Annotated in this window: 24 protein-coding genes and 2 pseudogenes; 13 read left to right on the forward strand and 13 right to left on the reverse strand. The window is 39.7% G+C overall.

The genetic code is table 11. The features are described 5' to 3' along the window. Nucleotides 1-572: 572 nt before the first annotated feature. Nucleotides 573-2,024 (reverse strand): cobyrinate a,c-diamide synthase, encoded by a 1,452-nt coding sequence (locus tag ACFE93_RS09245; RefSeq protein ID WP_375473024.1) that lies wholly within the window; start codon nt 2,022-2,024, stop codon nt 573-575. A 235-nt stretch (nt 2,025-2,259) separates the two neighbouring features. Between ACFE93_RS09245 and ACFE93_RS09250 the strand changes: the two genes are divergently transcribed. The 5 genes from ACFE93_RS09250 to ACFE93_RS09270 all read left to right on the forward strand — a co-directional run bounded on the left by ACFE93_RS09250 (nt 2,260) and on the right by ACFE93_RS09270 (nt 6,251). Then, nucleotides 2,260-2,895, forward strand: coding sequence for a glutathione S-transferase family protein (locus ACFE93_RS09250; protein WP_375473025.1), 636 nt, complete (start codon nt 2,260-2,262; stop codon nt 2,893-2,895). A gap of 80 nt (nt 2,896-2,975) precedes the next feature. Further along, a complete protein-coding gene (locus ACFE93_RS09255; RefSeq protein WP_375473026.1) occupies nt 2,976-3,167 on the forward strand; it encodes a hypothetical protein in 192 nt (63 codons plus the stop codon). Nucleotides 3,168-3,379: 212 nt separating this feature from the next. Further along, entirely contained in the window at nt 3,380-4,129 is a 750-nt protein-coding gene (locus ACFE93_RS09260) for a sterol desaturase family protein (RefSeq protein ID WP_375473027.1), read from the forward strand. Beyond that, nucleotides 4,129-4,737 carry an acyltransferase gene (locus ACFE93_RS09265; protein ID WP_375473028.1) on the forward strand — a complete coding sequence of 203 codons (609 nt, stop codon included), beginning with the start codon at nt 4,129-4,131 and terminating at the stop codon, nt 4,735-4,737. Before ACFE93_RS09260 ends, ACFE93_RS09265 begins: the two co-directional genes overlap by 1 nt. Beyond that, entirely contained in the window at nt 4,737-6,251 is a 1,515-nt protein-coding gene (locus tag ACFE93_RS09270) for a GH3 auxin-responsive promoter family protein (RefSeq protein WP_375473029.1), read from the forward strand. Before ACFE93_RS09265 ends, ACFE93_RS09270 begins: the two co-directional genes overlap by 1 nt. A gap of 245 nt (nt 6,252-6,496) precedes the next feature. Here the strand turns inward: ACFE93_RS09270 and ACFE93_RS09275 are convergent, their stop codons facing one another. Further along, nucleotides 6,497-6,844, reverse strand: coding sequence for a hypothetical protein (locus tag ACFE93_RS09275; RefSeq protein WP_375473030.1), 348 nt, complete (start codon nt 6,842-6,844; stop codon nt 6,497-6,499). Nucleotides 6,845-6,923: 79 nt separating this feature from the next. Then, on the reverse strand, nt 6,924-8,411 hold the full coding sequence (locus ACFE93_RS09280) for a CIA30 family protein (RefSeq protein WP_375473031.1): 1,488 nt from the start codon (nt 8,409-8,411) through the stop codon (nt 6,924-6,926). Between the two features lie 529 nt (nt 8,412-8,940). Here ACFE93_RS09280 and ACFE93_RS09285 point away from each other — a divergent pair. Continuing rightward, on the forward strand, nt 8,941-9,741 hold the full coding sequence (locus ACFE93_RS09285) for an RMD1 family protein (RefSeq protein ID WP_375473032.1): 801 nt from the start codon (nt 8,941-8,943) through the stop codon (nt 9,739-9,741). A gap of 126 nt (nt 9,742-9,867) precedes the next feature. Here ACFE93_RS09285 and ACFE93_RS09290 read toward each other — a convergent pair whose 3' ends face one another. From ACFE93_RS09290 to ACFE93_RS09300, 3 genes are all read right to left on the reverse strand, one after another. Next, nucleotides 9,868-10,023 (reverse strand): hypothetical protein, encoded by a 156-nt coding sequence (locus ACFE93_RS09290; RefSeq protein ID WP_375473033.1) that lies wholly within the window; start codon nt 10,021-10,023, stop codon nt 9,868-9,870. A gap of 35 nt (nt 10,024-10,058) precedes the next feature. Then, nucleotides 10,059-11,681 carry a tetratricopeptide repeat protein gene (locus tag ACFE93_RS09295; RefSeq protein ID WP_375473034.1) on the reverse strand — a complete coding sequence of 541 codons (1,623 nt, stop codon included), beginning with the start codon at nt 11,679-11,681 and terminating at the stop codon, nt 10,059-10,061. Between the two features lie 237 nt (nt 11,682-11,918). After that, on the reverse strand, nt 11,919-12,140 hold the full coding sequence (locus ACFE93_RS09300; protein WP_375473035.1) for a hypothetical protein: 222 nt from the start codon (nt 12,138-12,140) through the stop codon (nt 11,919-11,921). A gap of 252 nt (nt 12,141-12,392) precedes the next feature. On the opposite strand from ACFE93_RS09300, the gene ACFE93_RS09305 reads away from it, so the two are divergent. The 3 genes from ACFE93_RS09305 (at nt 12,393) to ACFE93_RS09315 (ending at nt 14,189) form a co-directional block, all read left to right on the forward strand. Next, a complete protein-coding gene (locus tag ACFE93_RS09305; RefSeq protein WP_375473036.1) occupies nt 12,393-12,806 on the forward strand; it encodes an endonuclease domain-containing protein in 414 nt (137 codons plus the stop codon). Between the two features lie 80 nt (nt 12,807-12,886). Then, nucleotides 12,887-13,141 carry a hypothetical protein gene (locus ACFE93_RS09310; protein ID WP_375473037.1) on the forward strand — a complete coding sequence of 85 codons (255 nt, stop codon included), beginning with the start codon at nt 12,887-12,889 and terminating at the stop codon, nt 13,139-13,141. 29 nt (nt 13,142-13,170) lie between these two features. Then, nucleotides 13,171-14,189 (forward strand): IS630 family transposase gene (locus ACFE93_RS09315; RefSeq protein ID WP_375473038.1). Its coding sequence is split into 2 segments (ribosomal slippage): nt 13,171-13,603 and nt 13,603-14,189, totalling 1,020 coding nucleotides; the frame shifts between segments, so codons are not numbered across the junction. 63 nt (nt 14,190-14,252) lie between these two features. On the opposite strand, the gene ACFE93_RS09320 is transcribed toward ACFE93_RS09315, so the two are convergent. Beyond that, nucleotides 14,253-14,735 carry a GvpL/GvpF family gas vesicle protein gene (locus ACFE93_RS09320; protein WP_375473039.1) on the reverse strand — a complete coding sequence of 161 codons (483 nt, stop codon included), beginning with the start codon at nt 14,733-14,735 and terminating at the stop codon, nt 14,253-14,255. 4 nt (nt 14,736-14,739) lie between these two features. Between ACFE93_RS09320 and ACFE93_RS09325 the strand changes: the two are divergent. Beyond that, nucleotides 14,740-15,783, forward strand: a pseudogene (locus ACFE93_RS09325) (IS701 family transposase); the annotation flags it as partial. An 18-nt stretch (nt 15,784-15,801) separates the two neighbouring features. Here ACFE93_RS09325 and ACFE93_RS09330 read toward each other — a convergent pair. Continuing rightward, nucleotides 15,802-15,986 (reverse strand): annotated as a pseudogene (locus tag ACFE93_RS09330) (IS4 family transposase); the annotation flags it as partial. Nucleotides 15,987-16,151: 165 nt separating this feature from the next. On the opposite strand from ACFE93_RS09330, the gene ACFE93_RS09335 reads away from it, so the two are divergent. The 3 genes from ACFE93_RS09335 (at nt 16,152) to ACFE93_RS09345 (ending at nt 17,337) form a co-directional block, all read left to right on the forward strand. Then, nucleotides 16,152-16,643 (forward strand): hypothetical protein, encoded by a 492-nt coding sequence (locus ACFE93_RS09335; protein ID WP_375473040.1) that lies wholly within the window; start codon nt 16,152-16,154, stop codon nt 16,641-16,643. A 95-nt stretch (nt 16,644-16,738) separates the two neighbouring features. Continuing rightward, nucleotides 16,739-16,978 carry a hypothetical protein gene (locus tag ACFE93_RS09340; RefSeq protein WP_375473041.1) on the forward strand — a complete coding sequence of 80 codons (240 nt, stop codon included), beginning with the start codon at nt 16,739-16,741 and terminating at the stop codon, nt 16,976-16,978. After that, on the forward strand, nt 16,978-17,337 hold the full coding sequence (locus ACFE93_RS09345; protein ID WP_375473042.1) for a hypothetical protein: 360 nt from the start codon (nt 16,978-16,980) through the stop codon (nt 17,335-17,337). Before ACFE93_RS09340 ends, ACFE93_RS09345 begins: the two co-directional genes overlap by 1 nt. Here ACFE93_RS09345 and ACFE93_RS09350 read toward each other — a convergent pair. The 5 genes from ACFE93_RS09350 to ACFE93_RS09370 are packed head-to-tail and all read right to left on the reverse strand — an operon-like array spanning nt 17,281 to nt 19,347. After that, nucleotides 17,281-18,063, reverse strand: a complete 783-nt coding sequence (locus tag ACFE93_RS09350; RefSeq protein ID WP_375473043.1) for a restriction endonuclease subunit S — start codon at nt 18,061-18,063, stop codon at nt 17,281-17,283. The two genes, ACFE93_RS09345 and ACFE93_RS09350, sit on opposite strands and share 57 nt — an antisense overlap. Continuing rightward, a complete protein-coding gene (locus tag ACFE93_RS09355; RefSeq protein ID WP_375473044.1) occupies nt 18,063-18,470 on the reverse strand; it encodes a type II toxin-antitoxin system VapC family toxin in 408 nt (135 codons plus the stop codon). Before ACFE93_RS09355 ends, ACFE93_RS09350 begins: the two co-directional genes overlap by 1 nt. Beyond that, a complete protein-coding gene (locus ACFE93_RS09360; protein ID WP_335179548.1) occupies nt 18,467-18,700 on the reverse strand; it encodes a hypothetical protein in 234 nt (77 codons plus the stop codon). The genes ACFE93_RS09355 and ACFE93_RS09360 overlap by 4 nt, the downstream gene beginning before the upstream one ends. Before the next feature lie 37 nt (nt 18,701-18,737). After that, nucleotides 18,738-19,094 (reverse strand): DUF5615 family PIN-like protein, encoded by a 357-nt coding sequence (locus ACFE93_RS09365; RefSeq protein ID WP_375473045.1) that lies wholly within the window; start codon nt 19,092-19,094, stop codon nt 18,738-18,740. A 7-nt stretch (nt 19,095-19,101) separates the two neighbouring features. Beyond that, entirely contained in the window at nt 19,102-19,347 is a 246-nt protein-coding gene (locus ACFE93_RS09370; RefSeq protein WP_292767217.1) for a DUF433 domain-containing protein, read from the reverse strand. Nucleotides 19,348-19,689 lie beyond the last annotated feature (342 nt).

Below are 19,689 nucleotides of genomic sequence, written 5' to 3' on the forward strand. Positions count from 1 at the left end.
AACAATCCAAGCCAACGCATTAACAATCCAAGCCGACGCATTAACAATCCAAGCCAACGCATTGGCATTGCAGGGTATTGCCAAATTTAATTCGCTACAAATTAATGAAATGCTGTACTAACAGAATCTCTAGACAGCGGTTACGATTAATAGAGTCTAAAACTTTTTTATCAATAGGACTTACGCAAAAATCGCCCAAAAGCTTAATTTGTCGAACCGCCAAGACGCCTTCGCGAAGCGTCTCGTTAGAGAAGAACGCCAAGAATTCGTAGAGTGTGCGTAAGTCCTAATCAAAACAGAATTCAGGAGTCAGTCGCCAAAATTCAGAATTGAATTCTGAATGAAAAAGCGGATAGCGGAGCGTTAGCGAGTCAGACGCTCCTACGTCGCTAACGCTACGCTATCGAGCGTCTGAATCAAAGGGTTTAATACCCCTACTAAATTTTCGATGAGCGTGGTGCAACAATGAGCGTGGTGGGTCTGAATCCCCCACGCTCATGATTGCTGACTCCTGAATTCTGACGAATGTATTCTTCTTCAATCATCCTACTGGGTTTAGCGTTGGCTTAAATCTATGTTCCTAAAGATGCTACTTTTAGACATTCTTTAAGAAACTGCTGGGGAATTTCTCTACTTTCTCCCCAATGCAGATGAACATAAGAAGCATAAATATTTGCAGGTAAACCCCATCCTTCGCATCCCATATTTTCTTCACAATCGTAGCGAGAAGTTTCAAATAGGGGCTGAGTGGGAGTTAAGGTTAAATGGGAACGATGAAACTCATGTCCGTAAACAGTTGTATTTGCCTTAACTAGCAAATTATCTTGCAAAGCGACTGCACGACGATAGCCTAAAGTTAAACGCCCACCCATCACAGCAGATGTTGGTAGCACTCCCGCCATCGACCAAGATTTACCCTCAAAATCGATAATTTGTTCGCACAGATACATCAATCCTCCGCATTCGGCAACCGTAGGCATTCCTTTAAGAATTGCCGTTTTCACTGCATCACGAACGCTGGTATTTTTTGCTAATTGCTGGGCAAAAACTTCTGGGAAACCACCGCCAAAATACATTCCCTGGATATCTTTTGGTATACCAGCATCTTCTAAGGGACTCCAGAAAACCAATTCTGCACCAAGCTGTTGCAGCAAATCGAGATTGTCCTGGTAGTAAAAATTAAATGCGCGATCGCGGGCTACTGCAATCCTAACTGGGAATGACGGAGATAAGGAGGATGAAGTAGAAGAAGAAAAGGGTTCTGATTTTAACAAAGGTAATAAGCGTTGCCAGTCAAAGCAAGTATCTCCTAAATCGGCAAGGCGATCGATTAAAGCGTTGAGTTCGGGAAGTTCGGCTGTGGGTACTAAACCCAAGTGGCGATCGGGAATTGTGATGTTATCTTGACGGCGCAGTACGCCAAGAATAGGTAATTGTAAGGGTTCTAGGGAATCTTTGAGCAGAGAAAGATGGCGATCGCTGCCGACGCGATTTAATATTACCCCAGCTATTTTAATTCGGGGATCAAAAGATCGATAGCCGTGAGCGATCGCAGCTACAGAACCAGATAAACGACTGCAATCAATCACCAACACCACAGGCAAATCTAACAGCCGTGAGATGTGTGCTGTACTTGCAAAATCAGTAATTTGTCCTTTGTCCTTTGCAAATGACATAGGCGCTTCTCTACGAGACGCTACGCGAACGCCTTCTTGCAGGGTATGACTAATGACTAATGATGAAATTCCATCAAACAACCCCATTACCCCTTCCACTAGGGCATATTCACTCAGTTGACTATGACGGGCAAAACATTGCTGAATGTAAGCTTCAGAAGTCAATACGGGGTCTAAATTGCGACAAGCACGACCAGTTACGTGTTGATGAAACATCGGATCGATGTAGTCTGGCCCTACCTTAAAAGATTGCACCAGGCGATCGCGACGGCGTAAAGATGCTAAAAGGGTGAGTGTGACTGTTGTCTTACCCACCCCACTACGTTCCCCAGCAATGACTAAAGCCATAAATGAAACAAATTAGGTTTTTATGTAGCAACTATTTCGATTCTTGGCTGTGTGTCTATCGTCACTTTTTGCAAAAGCAGATGCACCAGTTTCTCTAACCGACTAACTCAAACTTATACCAATTAGAAACAAGAAAACTAGCCAATTAGGGGAGTTAGACTGAAAAAGTCTAATAGTATAGTTGGAAACTAGCTAATAGTCAGATAACAATAAGCTACCAGAAGAGGAACGTTTTATGATAATTGTGCATCATCTTAACAACTCGCGATCGCAGCGAGTGCTGTGGCTGCTTGAAGAATTAGGTATCGAATACGAGATCAAATTCTATGAACGCGATCCAAAGACGATGATGGCACCGGAGTCGCTGCGCCAAGTTCATCCCCTCGGTAAGTCACCAGTAATCACAGATGCAGATTTGACGATCGCTGAGTCGGGTGCAATTATCGAATATATAGTCGATCGCTACGGTAATGGTCGGCTAGTTCCAGCCTCCGGTACGCCAGAGTATCTGCGCTACAAGTATTGGCTGCATTACGCCGAAGGCTCTGCAATGCCACCGTTGGTGATGCAGCTGGTATTGAGCAATTTCGGAGCAGGGGACAGTAGCGTGGTTAGCGGATTCGTCGCGCCCCAAATCAATCTTCACTTTGATTACATAGAAGGCGAACTCCGTAAAAATACATGGTTTGTAGGCAATGAATTTACCGCCGCCGATATCCAAATGAGCTTTCCCCTAGAAGTAGTCGCTACGCGCCCCGAAGAGGTCAAGAATCGGCCAAAGCTCAAAGAATTTGTCGAGCGCATTCATGGAAGACCTGCTTATAAACGCGCCCTGGAGCGTGGAGGTAAATACGAGCTATCCTTTCAATAAACATTCTTGCAAAAGTCCCTAACACCCCGTAGGCGTAGCCCGTCGTAGACATCGCACCAACAATAGATGGTAAGACTCAATTGCAACAAAATCCTTATCTTGCTCAAACTCTTTCTTGGGCTACTTGGATTATGCAAGGGCTTGCTGGTTGGTGTGGTTATAAGTCTGTGAAACCTCCGGGAATTACTACTTTGATTCGCGGACTGTATCAGTTTGAATTTACATTTTTTGGTTGGAAACTCGCTCTCGGACTACTTGTGTGTACACCGTAGGCTTGCACGGAGGGGTTCTTCGGGTTTAATAAGTAATCAAGTGGACATGATGTAACAGGACTTACGCAAAATAATGGAAAAACGAACCGCAAAGGCGCATTCGCGCAGCGTCTCTAAGAGTTGGACGCAAAGGAATAAGAGTTTCAGAGAGTTATTGCGTAAGTCCTATGTAATTCATAATCAATATTCAATATCAGTGTGAGTAATCAGAAGTGGAAATACAAAATTTTTCACAACTAATAATTTTTGGTTCTTTTATCGGATTAGTTGCTTGGACTATTACCAATCAGGTTGGACGAACTCAACTTAAAGTTAAAAGTCGTGAAGATTGGTTGCTTGATGGTACAGGATTAACGATTCAAGGAATTTTGATTCCCTTACTACAAGCTAATTTAGTTTATTGGCTTTATCAATATTTACTACCAACTCAACAAGGATATTTAAAAGTATCATTCATTCCAACTTTTATGCTCAGTTTTGTTGTGGTTGATTATTTATATTATTGGAATCATCGTTTATTACATACTAAATTGTTCTGGAAGGTTCATCAAGTCCATCATACTGTTACTCAGATGGATGTATTAGGAACTTCCCGGAATACACTCTGGACAAGTTTGTTAATTATTTATTTATGGATACACACTTTATTTTTGTATCTGTTAGCCGATCCCACAGGTTATGTACTTGGAGTAAGTCTAACTTCTGCCTTGGATTTATGGCGACATAGCGACTTAATAATTCCTGACAATAGTTGGTTATATCAATTTTTATCTCCTTGGTTAATCTTACCACAGGATCATGCTTGGCATCATTGCCGTGAAATCCACAATTATAACTATGGAGCTAATCTGAAAATTTGGGATAAGTTACATGGAACATATTATGAAAGCAAAAAGATGCCATCTATAATCGGAATTTCTAGCTCATTAAACTTGTTCCAAAAACTTTTTTTCCCATTTTAATGACAGTTATAAGTAAAATTATTTTATTCTTTCCTACCTTTATATTATTGCTAACTGGAGCAGCAATAGTCTACCTCGCTTATTCACCCAACATCTTCAGCATTTTGGCGGTGTTCCTTTCTATTTATGGGCTACCACTATTAGTTTACCGCTTGCATGAATGGGTTTATCCTGTGCGGGAGGGTATTAGCTATCTACAAGGTAAAGAATATAGTCCTTGGTGGGGTAGTCATCAAATCCAGATAATTTATATTGCAATTCCGGTGTTAGAAGCATTGCTAAGACTGATTCCGGGGGTATTTTCCTGTTGGTTGCGATTGTGGGGTGCTAAAGTAGGGCGAGATGTTTACTGGACACCAGGTTTAGAAATTGCCGATCGCAGTTTATTAGAAATTGGCGATCGCGTTGTTATCGGGCATCGTGTCAGTATCTATTCTCATATCATTAAACCCCGCAAGCAAAATTTAATGTTGTATGTCAAAAAAGTCAAGATTGGCAGCAATGTTTTTGTGGGAGCCGGATCTAATCTTGCTCCTGGTGTAGTCATTGGCGATGGTTCTTATTTACCAGCAGCCAGCAACCTTTATCCTAATCAAAAGGTGCAATAATGCGTCCGATTATTCAGCTTTTTGGGCAAATCCTCGCACCAACTGCGAGGCGATTTCATCAAGCTTTGGATAACCCAGAGTTAATGCAGACATCTGTACAGAAGGAAATTTGCGATCGCCTAATTAAGAGTGAGTATGGTAAAACTTTAGGGATTCATTCTGTAGATGATTGGCAGCGTGTACCAATCGTAGATTATGATGCACTAGAACCCTGGTTAAATCAAAAACAGCAGCAAATTTCCCTTACACCAGAACCCATTTTGTTCTATGAAAAAACCTCTGGTAGTAGTGGGGCGGTAAAATGGATTCCTTATACTAAATCTTTGCGGCGATCGTTTAATCAAATGTTTTGTGTCTGGGCGCATGATTTGATTGTACGTGGCCCGAAATTTTCCACAGGCAAGCTTTATGCTTGTATCTCGCCGCAATTAAATATAGCTGATAGCCAAGCTTTACAGAACGATCTAGATTATTTAGATGGCTGGTTGCGTTGGTTTTTGCGTCCTTGGTTGGTGATGCCGAATAAACTAAATCGGCTACATGATGCAAACTTGTTTAAACATCAACTAGCTTTGGCATTATTAGAGGCTGAAAAACTAGAAATTATTTCTATTTGGAGTCCGAGTTTTCTGCAAGTACATTTAAAATATATTCAAGAAAATCAGGATTTATTGCGAAAAGAATTACACAATCGAATTTCACATCATCGGCTGCAACTCCTCAGTGAAAGTAATATTCCCTGGATGCAACTCTGGCCAAATTTGAAGCTGATTTCTTGCTGGGATAGCGCCAATGCAGCAGATCGAGTTCAGGGATTAAGATCGCAATTTCCAAGTGTATTCATTCAAGGTAAAGGACTACTAGCAACCGAAGCCCCAATGACGATTCCCTTGATTGTCGCTGGGGGATATGTGCCGATTCTTGATGAAGTGTTTTTCGAGTTCGAGGATGAGACTGGTTCCCTGTATGGTTTACATCAACTCAGCATTGGCAAGGAATACACGATAATTTTATCGCAGAAAGGGGGTTTGTATCGTTATCGAATTGGCGATCGCATCCGGGTAACTCATTACTATCGCCATACTCCCTGTTTAGAATTTCTCGGACGACATCAAGCCGTTAGCGATTTAGTGGGCGAAAAGTTGCAAGAAATTTTTGTTAATAATGCTCTGACTCTGTTGAACTTGCAAGAAACTAATTTTAAAAGCTTGATACCGATTGCCGATCCTCCACACTATATTCTATTATTAGATTCGGCAAAAGAAACCCCAGAAATTATCGCTCAACAACTGGATCTGGCTTTATCAGAATCATATCATTACAAGAGAGCGCGATCGCTAGGTCAACTTGCACCACCACAAGTTTTAATCTCTAGTCAAATTCCTGAAATATTAGTTTCCCATCCTATCCGCACTGGAAGTGTCTGGGGCGGTATTAAACATCCAATTCTGGCAACATCACCCATTAGCACTGAACTTTTACAAGAATTGAAGTTGAAAATTACCCAAAAATAGCTTACCAAGTACTAGTATAATACGGCGTAAATAAACCACCCATTCCAAATCAATGAAACGCTTATCTTGTATTCATTTTTAATTTTTAATTTTTAATTCTGCCTTGCGGTACTAGTACGCCACGGCGCAAATAGAGCAACCATTGAAAATCTCTAAAAAGACCATTCAATAATACTTTTGATTTTTGACTTTTGATTTTTGACTTCCGCCTTGCGGCACTAGCCTTTTGAAATTTAATTAAATATTTAGCGTGATTCTAATTTAGCAACTCGCTCCTCTAATTTATTAACTTGTTGCTTCAACTCAATCACCAAAGTTGCAAGCCGATCGAACATCGGATCTTGCTGTGATAAGTTCCTTCTGGAACCAGTTGACTGTCGTGGGGTAAGTGTTGTTCTTGAGGATGGAGACTGACGGGTTCTACCTAGCTGGGACTCTAGCTGATTTAACCGCGACTCAACACGATTCAAGTCCGCTTCCAGATTGTTAATGCGGGACTCTACTTGCTGTGATGAGGCAGTTTTAGAAAAAAAACTGCCCCAGATAATTGTTACTAAAATCCCGGCGATTACTAGCACCTTGATTTTTTTCATACCAATAGCTGACTTGTTATAACAGCCTGTCTAACCAGACTTTGTTGGGATAATTACAGACTAAAAATCTGGAGATATTTCATCTCTTATCCGGTTGTAGGTTAGAAAATAAACTCTGCCAATCGATATAGTTGACAGTATTTTCTCCCTGTTTAACCTCAAATGTGACGTTAGATGCTTTTCCTAGTTTTAGCGCTTGCACACAAAGTTCTGCCACATCCTCACGGCTGATTTTGCCTCTAATATTATCACCTTGCTCAAATATTAATTCCTTACCCCCTGCGTCTTCAGTTAAAGCACAAGGTCTAATAATCGTATAAGGAATTCCGCTTTCTCTTAAACTATCTTCTCCCTTCAACTTCCAAGTTAAAATTCCTCCCAATTGATCGTTTAATTTCACTGCTGGCGGTTCTTCATCTAAATTGATGCCAGGGCGGCCGGGACGAGTGACACCTGCTGAACTGACAAGGATAAATTGTGGTAAAGTTGCCCCCCCATAAGCTTTAATTGATTCCAACTGGAAAGTAAAACTACCTGGGGAAAACTTGGGATTTAAAGCGCCATCATGTTCAAATTTGCTCAACATCAGTTGGAATGAACAAATTCTACTTTGCTCAACTGGCGGCGCATCTTTGACAACTTTTGCCCGAAAGACGGGAATCAAATCTGCAAAGGGAATGTGAATATCTATCCAGGTATTAGCTACGGTATCGAAAGAATAGCTGTAGCCAACACCATCCCATGTTGTATCTGTCCGCAAAAATATTTTATAACGCTGACCATCACCTTTGACGCGCAATTTCACTCCTTCATAACCAGATAAGTTGAAGGGTGGATCAAAATTCTTCGTTCTCACAGAAGCAAATCCGCCAGAGTTAGCGGTGGAGACATTACCTGCAAATAAAGCTGTATTTTCTACTAATTGGATATTACTGGCACTCACGCCACCCATGACGACATCATCCAGCGCTCCCCAGTTATCCTTTAATTCTGCTGATGGCTTAGTGAAATCAAATATTAGTTTTTCTTTTGCTTGGGGCAAATATTTCGCTGCGGCTTGGACTAAGTTTTTGACTCCTTGATATTCGACATTTTCGGGAGTGTCACCAACAATTTCTGGCTGGTAAAATTTCACACCTTGATAATATTTGGCTCTATCTGCTGTATCTCCCTCAACTGGTTGTACACGCACTGCTGTGCAACAAACTACAGCTTGGATATCAGCCATAACTAAAGGAGTTAAAGTTTCTGGCTGCGTGATATCCGCAACTACTAAATCTATATTATTACCAAGAATTGACCGCGCTTTGTCAATATCTCGAACTAGGGCGCGAACTTTATAACCTCGTTGGAGCGATCGCTGCACGACTCGTTTACCGACACCACCTGTTGCACCTGCTACTAATATTACACCCACATTTCTTCCTCCATTGGGTCTATATTGATTATCCTTAGGACGACCTTGGATTAACTGCTGTACCCAGTTAAGGAAAGGAATCACCTCAAAGTAAGTCAGGGTTTCGATAAACCTGCCTAAGTCCCATTGAGAACGATTTTTGTCAGTCATATTTGCGTCCTCATAACTCTCTTCACTCTAACAATTTTAGGGGAGTGGCGAGTAGTGTAGTTCAATTACTTGAAAAGCGCTGTCATTTCTTCAGAGCGCAAGAGTATCATCAGCAATATCTAAAGAAGCATGGATGCGCCTCTTCCAGGATAGGCTAATCTTTCACTCGATTGAGGGAATATATAAGCGCTCAGTTGGAATGTTCATACTTCATAAATAGTACAAAAGCTTTTGTTAACCTCTTTCGTAATTGAGATAGTCCAAACTTGGACTTAAGGGATGGTGGTAAGTCTTGAAAATTAACGGATACAAAACCTCTTTGAATGTAAAAATTCACCAATTGATGTTTTAAGCATTTTAAATAAAGCGGTTTACCTTGACTAGTTGAATTTTTTTGACCAAAACAGGGTGTGGGCTGTAGGGAAAAAACGAAATGGTAAGCTGAGATTGTAGTTATCTCCAACAACAGGCATCAATTACTATCGTTACCAGAGCAGTAAAGCAGGCAAAATATAGCTTCCGGGCAATAATGCAAAAACTCCTTTTTAATGACAAAGATAGATTTAGAGCGCAGGCCCTATTCCTTGGTAAAGATATTAACTTAAAGACACTCGATAATTACATTTCCTTGGCGAGTATGCCACTAATGATTAGAGTCGGTGAAGAAGGCTATGCAGTATTGTTGGCCTATGGTGCAGTTGTCCTGTTTAACCTTGAGCCTGTAGATAAGGTAGCCTTTTTGACCAAACTATCCTCTCAAATTAGCGGCCCTTTTGCCGACCCGGAAACAGAAGAGGTTGAAGTTCATCTCAGTATTAGTGAGAGTGAACGAGCTAAGGAAGGAAAAATTTTACTGCATGAATTGAGTATAGAACGCTTGCAGATAGTGGCTGATATTCTCGCCAAGAGTGTTGTGTTGTCTCACTATGAAACCAGCCTAGCGGCTGTATTCGATCAAATTGAACCGTTTGCAGCTAGTCTCCAGCGTGAAAACAGGAGTAGACAACAAAGCCGGGAATTACTGCGTCAACTTGGGACTACCCTATTAGTTCAACATAAGATTGTGGGTCAAGTAGAGATTATCGATAAGCCGGAGTTGCTTTGGGAAGCTCCACAGCTAGAAAACTTATATCTACGCTTGGAGGATGAATACGAAATTCGTGAGCGTCACCATGCTCTGGAACGTAAACTAGAGCTAATTTCCCAAACCGCCCAAACGGTGCTGGAGTTCATGCAGCATAGCAGTAGTCAGCGAGTAGAGTGGTATGTGGTGATTCTGATTGTGGTAGAGATTCTGCTGTCACTTTATGACATCATTTTCAAAGGCTAATGCTAAATTTGGGGTTGTGATATTATGTCCGGTTAAAGACTTATCATTAAGACCTTAGAGGAGCTTCAGGTGCAGAGGGGAGGGGTTTTTGGGCTTTCTCCATAGAGAAAGGGAATCATAACTAAACTAATTAGCCGGACATGATATGAGATGACGAGGGAGCGATCGCATCAGCGTCTCCAAGAGTTGGCGTTCAACTCTTGGAGACGCTGCGTGAACGCATAGCGTTCCGTTCGCGCAGCGTGCCGTAGGGAAGGAAAGGCGGTTCGTTTCCTTATCCATATTTTTTACTACTCATTTAGGATTGCTATATTTATCTAAAAGTTTAAAATATCTAATGATTCTTCTATCTCTAAATCTAATATTATTTCTCGTGTATCTTTGAGTGCTTCTAGTTTACCTTCTTGACGATAGATGTCTGCCGCTTTTTGAAAATCTTCAATTGCTCCCTGTTTATCCGCAATTTCTAAACGAATATTGCCACGATTAAAATAAGCATCAGCATAACTAGGATTAATCTGGATTGCCTGAGTATAATCTTCAATTGCACCCTCAAAGTCTCCTAAATCTGAACGAGCATTACCACGGTTGTAATAGGCATCAGCATAACTAGGATTAATCTGGATTGCTTGAGTATAATCTTCAATTGCACCCTCAAAATCTCCTAAATCTGAACGAGCATTACCACGTTTTTTATAAGCTATGGCATCTTGAGGATTAATCTTGATTGCTTGAGGAAATCCTGGCTGAGAGCCTAATAAATAACGAGCAATCCCACGGTTTTTATAAGCATCAGCATAATGAGGATTAATTTTAATAGCCTGGGTATAATCCTCAATTGCTCCTTGGTTATCTCCAACATGAGAACGAGCTTCAGCCCGATTTTTATAAGTTACTGCAACATTAGGATTAATTCTAATAGCTTGAGTGTAATCATTAATCGCTTCCTCTAATCGCCCCAATTGATAGAGAGCTAAACCTCGTTTATTGTAAGATTTAGCATCATGAATATTCATCTGGATTGTCTGAGAGTAATCTGCGATCGCCGCTTCATAATCTCCTACTTGATAGTGAGCTAAACCTCGTTTATAATATAACAAATCAACATTGCTTTGATTAACTTGTAAGGCTTGATTATAGTTAGTAATTGCATTTATATATTCTCCCTTTTGAAAGCATTCATCAGCCAATTTTATATAAAATATATTTAACCCTTCATTATCATATTCAGGCTGACAATAAGACTTGAGTACCCGATCGTTAGTTGGCTTAGATAGAATTTCCTGTTTTGGAAGATATTTATAAATAGGTGGTTGTTGCCGAGAAGAATTATTTATAGAAGATTGTAACTGTTCTAGATAGCACCATAAACCACCACCATATAGTAATTGTTCTATCCCAAAAGAAATTTTACCAGTCTTCAACTTAATCATTCGGGTTGGGAGAAAACCAGCCACAAAAAGGTGATACTCAGATTGTGCTTCACTCACATCTTCTTGAATCAAAATGCAAACTACAACTGCATTTTTTTCAACCTCTTCAGAACTAATCGACCATCTTACTCTGTCAATTCGACCATGACGAGATTTTACCTCAATACCAATAGATGGGTCAGAAGTCAAGGTAAAATCTATATTACCATCGCCGCCAAATCGCTTTTCATAATCGACTTCCGTAATAAAATCAGCTAAACGTTCTTTGACAACTTCCTCACCCAACTTTCCTTTAAGATAGCTAATAAAAACATCACGCACTGGTAAAACACGCTTATATTTTTCAGCCATCTGCCAGCAAAATTCCCGTAGTGCCTTTAATCTCTCTCCAGAAATTATAGTTAATTCACTATATTGACCTTCTGTTTCACAATGAAGCAGACAACCAGATGCTAACCTTTTAATAAAATCAGACTGTAGCGATCGCAGTAGTGTAATCCAGTCCATTTATATTTCTGCGAATCTTTTGATGAGATTATTCTATTAAAATATTTAGTTGGCGTAAACCTTTTTATTAGCTTGGGTGATATTCTCAAAAATTGCTTACTATTTTGCAATAATTCTTAATTTAACTTAATATATTAAAATCATGCAGAGGGTGAGATCGGGTTAAAGCGAGTGTATTAAGACATAGCACCCTCTGTCAAACATCGCTGCTTTTTAGAGTCGAGTATAAGTGGTGAATTATTGATAGATTTGCCGGAGTTTTTCTAGAGTATTCACAGTTTTAAAACTGGTGAGAATAACGCTTAATATCTCTATGTTCTGTATTTGGACAATCTCTGGTAATATTGTTAACCCTTCGCTGCCAAATTTTAATTCTAAACCCATTTCAATACCTTGAAGTAACCCTCCCCTCATACCTTGTTGAATACCCCTTCTTTCTACGCTGGTAATATATGGCATTTTATTTTCTTCCTCGCTTCCAGTCTATTCCTTCCACAGCTATAGGAAAGAAAAATTAAATGCACTATTGAAAGTAGGTTTCTATAGTTTCTTTCCAAGGGCTGTCATATTTATCGTTAGACATTAGCAGGATTTACATTAGTTTTGACGGTACGGTCATGTCTGATTATGTCAGAGTTTTGAAGAGTTGGGAGAGTGCGATCGCTGGGAATAATACATGAAATATTAATTAGCTAACCATCAAGATCGCAAATGTCCGAAAATCACAACCCCAAGCCTCTCATCGACTCCAGTCCCCCCTCGTCGCTTGCGGGGAGGGGGTTGGGGGGTGGGGTTCCGGGATACCCTTGGCAAACCCCACATGAACTTTGGAAAAAACTTAAACCATTGGCGCGACAGATGCGGTGTGAACCAACTCCAGCAGAAAAGCTACTTTGGGAGAAGTTGAGACACAAGCAACTTTTGGGTTTCAAGTTCCGCCGTCAGCAAACAATTAACCGTTTTATCGTCGATTTTTACTGTAATGAAGCGCGGTTAGGGACTTCCAGAAAAGAAAATATACAGATATTAATAATGATAATCATTGTTAAAGGATGGAAGAGGATGCCAACGGCATCCTCTTCCACCCCAAGTTGTAGTTGCCCAAGGAAGTCAAAGCAGAAGTAGGTGCTGCTGTATCTGAGGCTGGCGTAAGTTCATAAACCCGTGCAAACTATGGCTAAGAAAAAGATTTAGAAAAAATTGGTTTGGAACCACAGCCACTTAAATTTGATGATTTTGTTGCCCGTTGCCCTGAAAAATTAGAACTCATAGATGGATACATTGGACAGTCTAAGCAAGATGCCAAGCAATTACTAGCCATGTCGCTCCAGTCGTTTGGGTTGGTTGAAACAGTAAAATTAGCGCAAAGAAGAATTGTGGTTGGAGGCTATCAAGCTTTTCTTATGGTGATACTCAAGATGTGGGAAATTAAAAATCAATCACCGATAATGCTTTTTTAATATTGGCTGACCCCACACCCCGGTCTTGGATGCGATCGCTAGAAGAGTTTATCGAAAATAGCCAAGATAAGCGTGAAGTTCAACGAGCGATAGCAGTGAAGATGTTGCTGTATGGATACAAGCATGAAGAGATAATGCCGATCCTAGGGGTGTCCAGTGGTTTTATCAGTAAGTGGAAAAAAGCATTTTTTCAAAGTGGAGTAGAAGGTTTAAAACTCGCTCATCAAGGAAGTGTTGGGCTATTAAGCCTAGAGCAGCGTTCGTCCATAATAGAGTGGCTGTTAACAAAAGATAGATGGACTTTGAACGAGCTAGAGTGTGAGATCAGCCGGAAATACGGCGTTACTTTCTCCTCAAAGCAAAGCTACTATGATTTATTTAATCAAGCACGTATCAGTTGTCAGAAAACTCAAGCTCACAACCCAAAATATGATGAAGAATTAGTCGCGTCAAAAAAAAAGATATTTGTACACTGCTGGCAGGGCGACGTGAGGAAATAGAATCTGGAGAACTAGTCGTATTCATGGTCGATGAATGTCATTTGTTATGGGGAGACGTAAACGGTTATGTTTGGGGCAAAATGAGCGAACGAGTATCAGTTCCTGTAGGCAATGCCCGTTGTAAACAAACATATTTCGGTGCATTAGACTATAAAACAAAGGAATTTTTCATTTACAAGCCAAAAAAAGCTAATTCTGAAACTACAATTGGTTTTTTAGAATATCTTCAATTCATAAGCCCTCAAGCCAAAATTTTAATTATTTGGGACGGTGCTAGTTACCACCGTTCAGGGGAAATTAAAGAGTATTTAGACTCGCTCAATGCAGAATTAGAAAAAGAACAATGGTTGATAACTTGTGAGCGCTTTGCCCCGAATGCTCCACAACAAAACCCTGTAGAAGACATCTGGTTACAAGCAAAAAGATTGATTAGAGAATTTTATTTTTTTTGTCATTCTTTCTCCGTGGTCAAGGGGTTATTTGAATTAGCAATTGATTGTCAAATTTTTGACTTTCCTAAACTGCATGAATATGGTATTTTCTCATGAATCATTTAGGATTGCTATATTAGCACCTTCACAGATAACATAAGTATTCAACCGAAACTGATATTATATAAAGTGATAAGGAGGTAGGGCGAGTCCTAACTGTAATTCCCAACGATCGCACGCGAGTTGCCAAGCTAGAAATTGTTCGGCGAGTAAGGGTTCGTCTTGGCGACTGACTAAAAGATAAATCCGCGCTTCTTCACCCTGCGGTTGAACAACAATTGCCGACTTATATATCTGGGTAATCAGATGAACTGCCCGATCCCATTGGGCAGTTTGAGCGTTTTGAAAGTCTTGCTGTGTTTGATAGCGTTGTTTCTTGGCTAAAAAATACTGTTTTCCTGCTGATGGCGGCGTTATGACTGGTTCATCTGGAGTTCGGGGAATAAACTTCAAAATATATTCAGCTTTACCATTTAATTGGCGTATCTTTTCTAGATATTCCTCAGTGTGAGATTCTAGATAACTTAGTAAGCTTTCTTTTGAAGCAAAGGAGGTACCGAATCGTAATGGTAAAACTGTAGTCTGGCGAAACAGTTCACCCATAACAAATTCACAGATCAATGAACGTCGTTTAGAGGTAATGAGCAAATGTAGTCAAACCAGAATTAGTAGAGGATTTAGCTTGATAATTGATGATTCTGGTCATAGGAAAAGCGGAAATTTTACGGATGGAGTGGGAAGACAGTACATTGGAGAAATTGGCAAAACAGATAATGGAATAGTAGTGGTAACAACTCATTTAGATGATGGGAGAAAAAGCTTACCATTAGATATAGAGTTATATCAGCACGCCAGTTCTTTATCCGAAGGGAAACAAGACCCAGAATTTGAGAAAAAAACTGAACTAGCGATCAAGTTAATAGATAGAACTTTAGAGAGAAAATATCAACCTGGGATAGTAATTGTAGATGCTGGATATGGCAACAATACATCCTTCTTGTTAGAGCTAGAAAAGCGGGAATTGAAGTATTTAGGAGGAGTAGCTAAAAATCGAAAATTAACTATTACTCAAAAAGATGAAATTCAACAAACAATTAGGTTAGATAAACTAGCACAAAGTTTACCCGAAGAGGCTTTTACAGAAATTAAACTAAACTTAGATAAACCAAGAACAGTATGGGTAGTAACTAGAGAAATAGAAATATCACAACTGGAGGGAAAGCGAAATATTGCCATCGTCATCAACGCTGAGACTTTCTCACTTGCCACTGATATTGACTATTTTATCACTAATGTCTCCTCATCAATTGTCACACCCCAATGGATAGTTGATACTTATGGAGCAAGAAATTGGGTAGAAGTTTTTTATAGAGAAGCAAAGGGCTGGTTAGGACTAAAAGAATATCAAGTCCGAGATAAAAGAAGTCTACTTCGACATTTTATCTTAGTTTTTTGTGCCTATACTTTTATTCTTTGGCATCAGTTGACAGGAGGCTTGAGACGCAGATGGGCAAATAAACCTTTGAACACCTTTACTGAAGCAATGGATGCCTTTAGAACAGCTATGTCTTATCGATTTTTTGACTGGTTGACCTTCAACCGTGACGTATTTGCTGCTTATAAAGCTAGTTTGGGCTTTATTTGGGCTTAATTTTTGTCTAAGTACCGCTAGAAGATGTACTTTGAGTTCATCAATCGTATTCTCGACTTCAAGGGCGTTGATGGTACTCACAAGCTAGCAACTGGGCTGGGAATTTTACTCTTGTCCAATCAGCTCGTAATTAAACGATATTTGATTTCTTCTTCTGAGTTATCAGGATTCTCAATTGTGTACTCAATGACTCGTACTTGTATTAGTTCAAAACCAAATCAAATTGAATCGTACCAAACTTGTTGCTATTTTTTTCGGGGTGAGATAAATCTAAGACCATAATCTTCTTTTTAACTAAATCTCTTGTTGCAAAATAATTATGATAGTAATCTACTAAAAATGGAGTTCAACATAGTTAGGGGTGGGCTATGTGGTTTTGGGAAAAGGAATCGGTTGAGTACGAGGTATTTAAAAAATACGAACCAGCGCTGATAACTATCGGTGTTAATTTTGCAGATGCCGAAGTTCAAGATGCACTTGAAGGTTGTTCTTTAGACTTAGAGGATGCCTTGCGAAGTGCAATTGAATATGCACTGTGGTTGAGTGAACACGAGAAAGAGATTTTCCCCAACGCCTTATTAATTCGTGCGCTACAGGATAATTGGAAGCCGAAAGCATGGCGTGATGAATATTTAGAACTGCCCATGTTTGAATCACCTGGGCAACGGTGGTGGAATGCCTCAGAAAAAATGTGGGGACGCGATGTGCGGAATCAATTGGTTGTTGATGTATTTTTTGACGGAGGTGGAGAATTTATCAAATTCAGCAACGGTAAAGAGATCCTAGTAAAAACTGCATGGGTATTGGGATGGGAACGATTGCTTGAATATGCCAGCCCAGTACCTGTTTCATCGATATAGTAATTTAATTGATATAAGGATTTACAAGTGTGCGATTCCTGAAGCTGAATTTATCGCACCGTAGACGATCGCTTTTCCCATTTTGGGAAAAAATCGTGCCTGTCCTCTCTCCATTATTAGGTTTTTTATTGGGCGATCGCTCAACTCTTAAGTACGGATGGCTGGTGAAGCTAGAACGCCTGCTAAACAATATGGACAACCGCAACTATAAGGACAAGCTGGCTTTACTCAAGGCTCGACTATTTCGAGAGTGGGGAGAAGTAAACCAAGCAAAAGAAGCTTACCGTAGTATCAAAACTCATCCAATTGTCAAAGCGGAGGCAACAGGTTTTTAATGTCTAAAAATATTTCTAAAAATTCCCAAATACAAAAAGCTCCAAAGCTAGCTCAAGAAGTTCGTTCGGCTGAGGATTTGTGTGAGCAACTGAATAAATTAGTGCAACAAACAGAATGGAAGATTGAAACAGCAGAGCGATTTATTCATTTAATTATTAACCCTAGCAAGCAATTCCAGTTAGATACACAACAGCAAAATAAGGTAGTTACTGCAATTCTTAACTGTCCTTTGAAATATCGTGCCATTGTACACCTAGCTATAGTTGCTGCTAACTTTATCTCTGAAAATGGTTTAAGAACACTAGATGAAATTAGTCCCAAAATTAGGGATTTTATTGTTTTTTCGTTTGTTGTATAACTCTTCACTCCACTTGCGGCGACGTTCTGTACGAATGCGCTCAAGTAAAACCGAAGCAGGTTCAACATCAGGATTCTGCTCCCGCCAATCAGCAGTGAGGTCGCCACGAAAGGCGGCGGCGAGGACAGATTGACGGAACTGGTCTAGCAGTTCAGGAATATCCTCAAGCTCCTCCTTCACTCGCTGACTCCTAGCCTTCAGCGCCTCTATTTTCGCAACTATCCGGCGTTGTTCGTTGAGGGGAGCAATAGGTATTGGTAGATTGGGCAGAGTGCTGGTATTTATATATGGCTGATCTGTACCTTGTAGATTATCACGAATTAATTGAATAAATTTTGGAGATTGAGTGTAATAGAAAAAATAATTGCTAATTTCATTTATAAAAAATTTGAAGAGTGCAACACGTTGATACAATATTGCTGGTGTATCTTCTTCCTTAAGAACAGCTATCTTAAGCACTCCATCTAGCAGTGGTCGATTGAGTGCCATAACTATATCATTAGTTTTTAAAACAAGTTCTGGATACTTTATTATAAATTTTTCTGGTAAAAAATTCTGTTGTTCCCAAATTGCTTTACCAAAAGAAACATTAGCTATTTGAAGTAATTTAATACCAGAAGATGTGTAATCTTTTTTCTTAAACGCTTCTCCCGATATAACTGATAAGATATCACCTAATTTTACCGATTCCCAACTTTTAGGAAAATTTCTCAACTCATCAACCATCAACTAACTTCCTCCCAATCCTCAATCTGCAACCCATTCACTCGCCCAAATTCGCGCGTATTATGCGTAATCCCTATCAAATTATTCGTCATTGCAATAGCAGCAATCTGCAAATCATAGGGACCAATAGGCGTACCACTAGCAGCTAACTCAGCCCGAATTTTCCCTGCTATCCTTGCGGCTTCTGGGTCTAAAGGGATAATAGTAAACTGACTAAAAAAACGTTGCAATATTTCTAAATTTGTCTCCTGTTGGGCGCTACGGTAAGCACCATAGTACAGTTCTAATTGGGTTATCGTGGAAATTAAAATATCTTCTGGTTGTTGGGATGCCAGTCGAGTTGTTACCGTAGGACTACTATTATTTATTAAGCGGATACAGACATTAGAATTGAGCAGATAAGTCAAAATAGCGGCTCCCTAGTTTCATATTCTCCCTGTTCTGCCCGTTCTAACGGTTCTCCTACCCAACCACCAATTACTTCTTCAAAAAACCCAGGCATCCAGCCCCGTTGTTGTGGTGTAACTCTTTGAATTGTTACCGTAACTTCAATTTCTGTATCTGGCATTTCTACTGGGATATCTAAATGTAGAATACCATCTTTACCCACATACGACCTAATTTTTATACTATCCATAGTCACTTTGACATAATATCAGTTATTCTTAAGTAACCTATTCAAAATTAGCCTGACGAATCCGAAACTTATTTTTCATAGCAATCACGATTTTGCCATTAAGTAAATCTTCGCTATATAACTTTAAAACATCTATTAATAACAGCTTACTAGCTTCACGAGGTAAATTTTCTAAACGTAAAACTCCACAGTGACGCTTTCTCTGCTGCCAAATCATCTGTTCAAAGTCATTATCTGTCGTCATAATAATTCTTTGTTCGATAACTGCCCATTCTAAAATATCCTCGTCTCTCATTTCGGGGTCAGTGTCACTTACATAAACCACTTCATGACCCATTTCTTGCAACCAATTACCCAAGGTGCGACTAGCATTTACATCTATTAAAAATTTCATATATGGTCTAAGGTGCAGTCACTCTGTCTAAAACCTCTTCTTGAGAAACAAGATAATAAGCATAAAACAAGGCTGCTTGTATATCTTCTGGTTCTAATTCCGGGTAATCTTCAAGAATTTCTTGATTAGTAGAACCCTTGGCTAGTAATTCTAAAATCATTGCCACTGGTATTCTTAATCCCCGAATAATTGGTTTACCAGCCAAAATATTTTTGTCAAACTTTATCCGTTCTAGTAATTTTTCATCGTTCATCTTTACTACCTACCTCTGATAATTTGCCAGTGACATATAAGATAGCGAATGCAAACATTAGTATCCAGCAAATACCTCACACAATTTTTTACCTTTCTTCAAAGTAGCCCTCAGAATTAATAACAATTAAGTCAAGCGATCGCCATTTTTCTAATAACTCTTGTTCTGGACTCATTTCTCTTCACCTGTGACTGTTACTATTTCTATTCTAAAATTGAAACTTCATCCGCTTCCGCTTCACCTTCCAGCAACACCGTCAACGCCTCCATCTCCGCGATCGCTGTTTGTAATTTCGTCATAATAGCGGCTGCAATGAGATCAGGTTCAGGTAAATTATCCCCC

Origin of the sequence: uncultured Nostoc sp. (assembly GCF_964247315.1) — a bacterium.
GTDB lineage: Bacteria > Cyanobacteriota > Cyanobacteriia > Cyanobacteriales > Nostocaceae > Nostoc.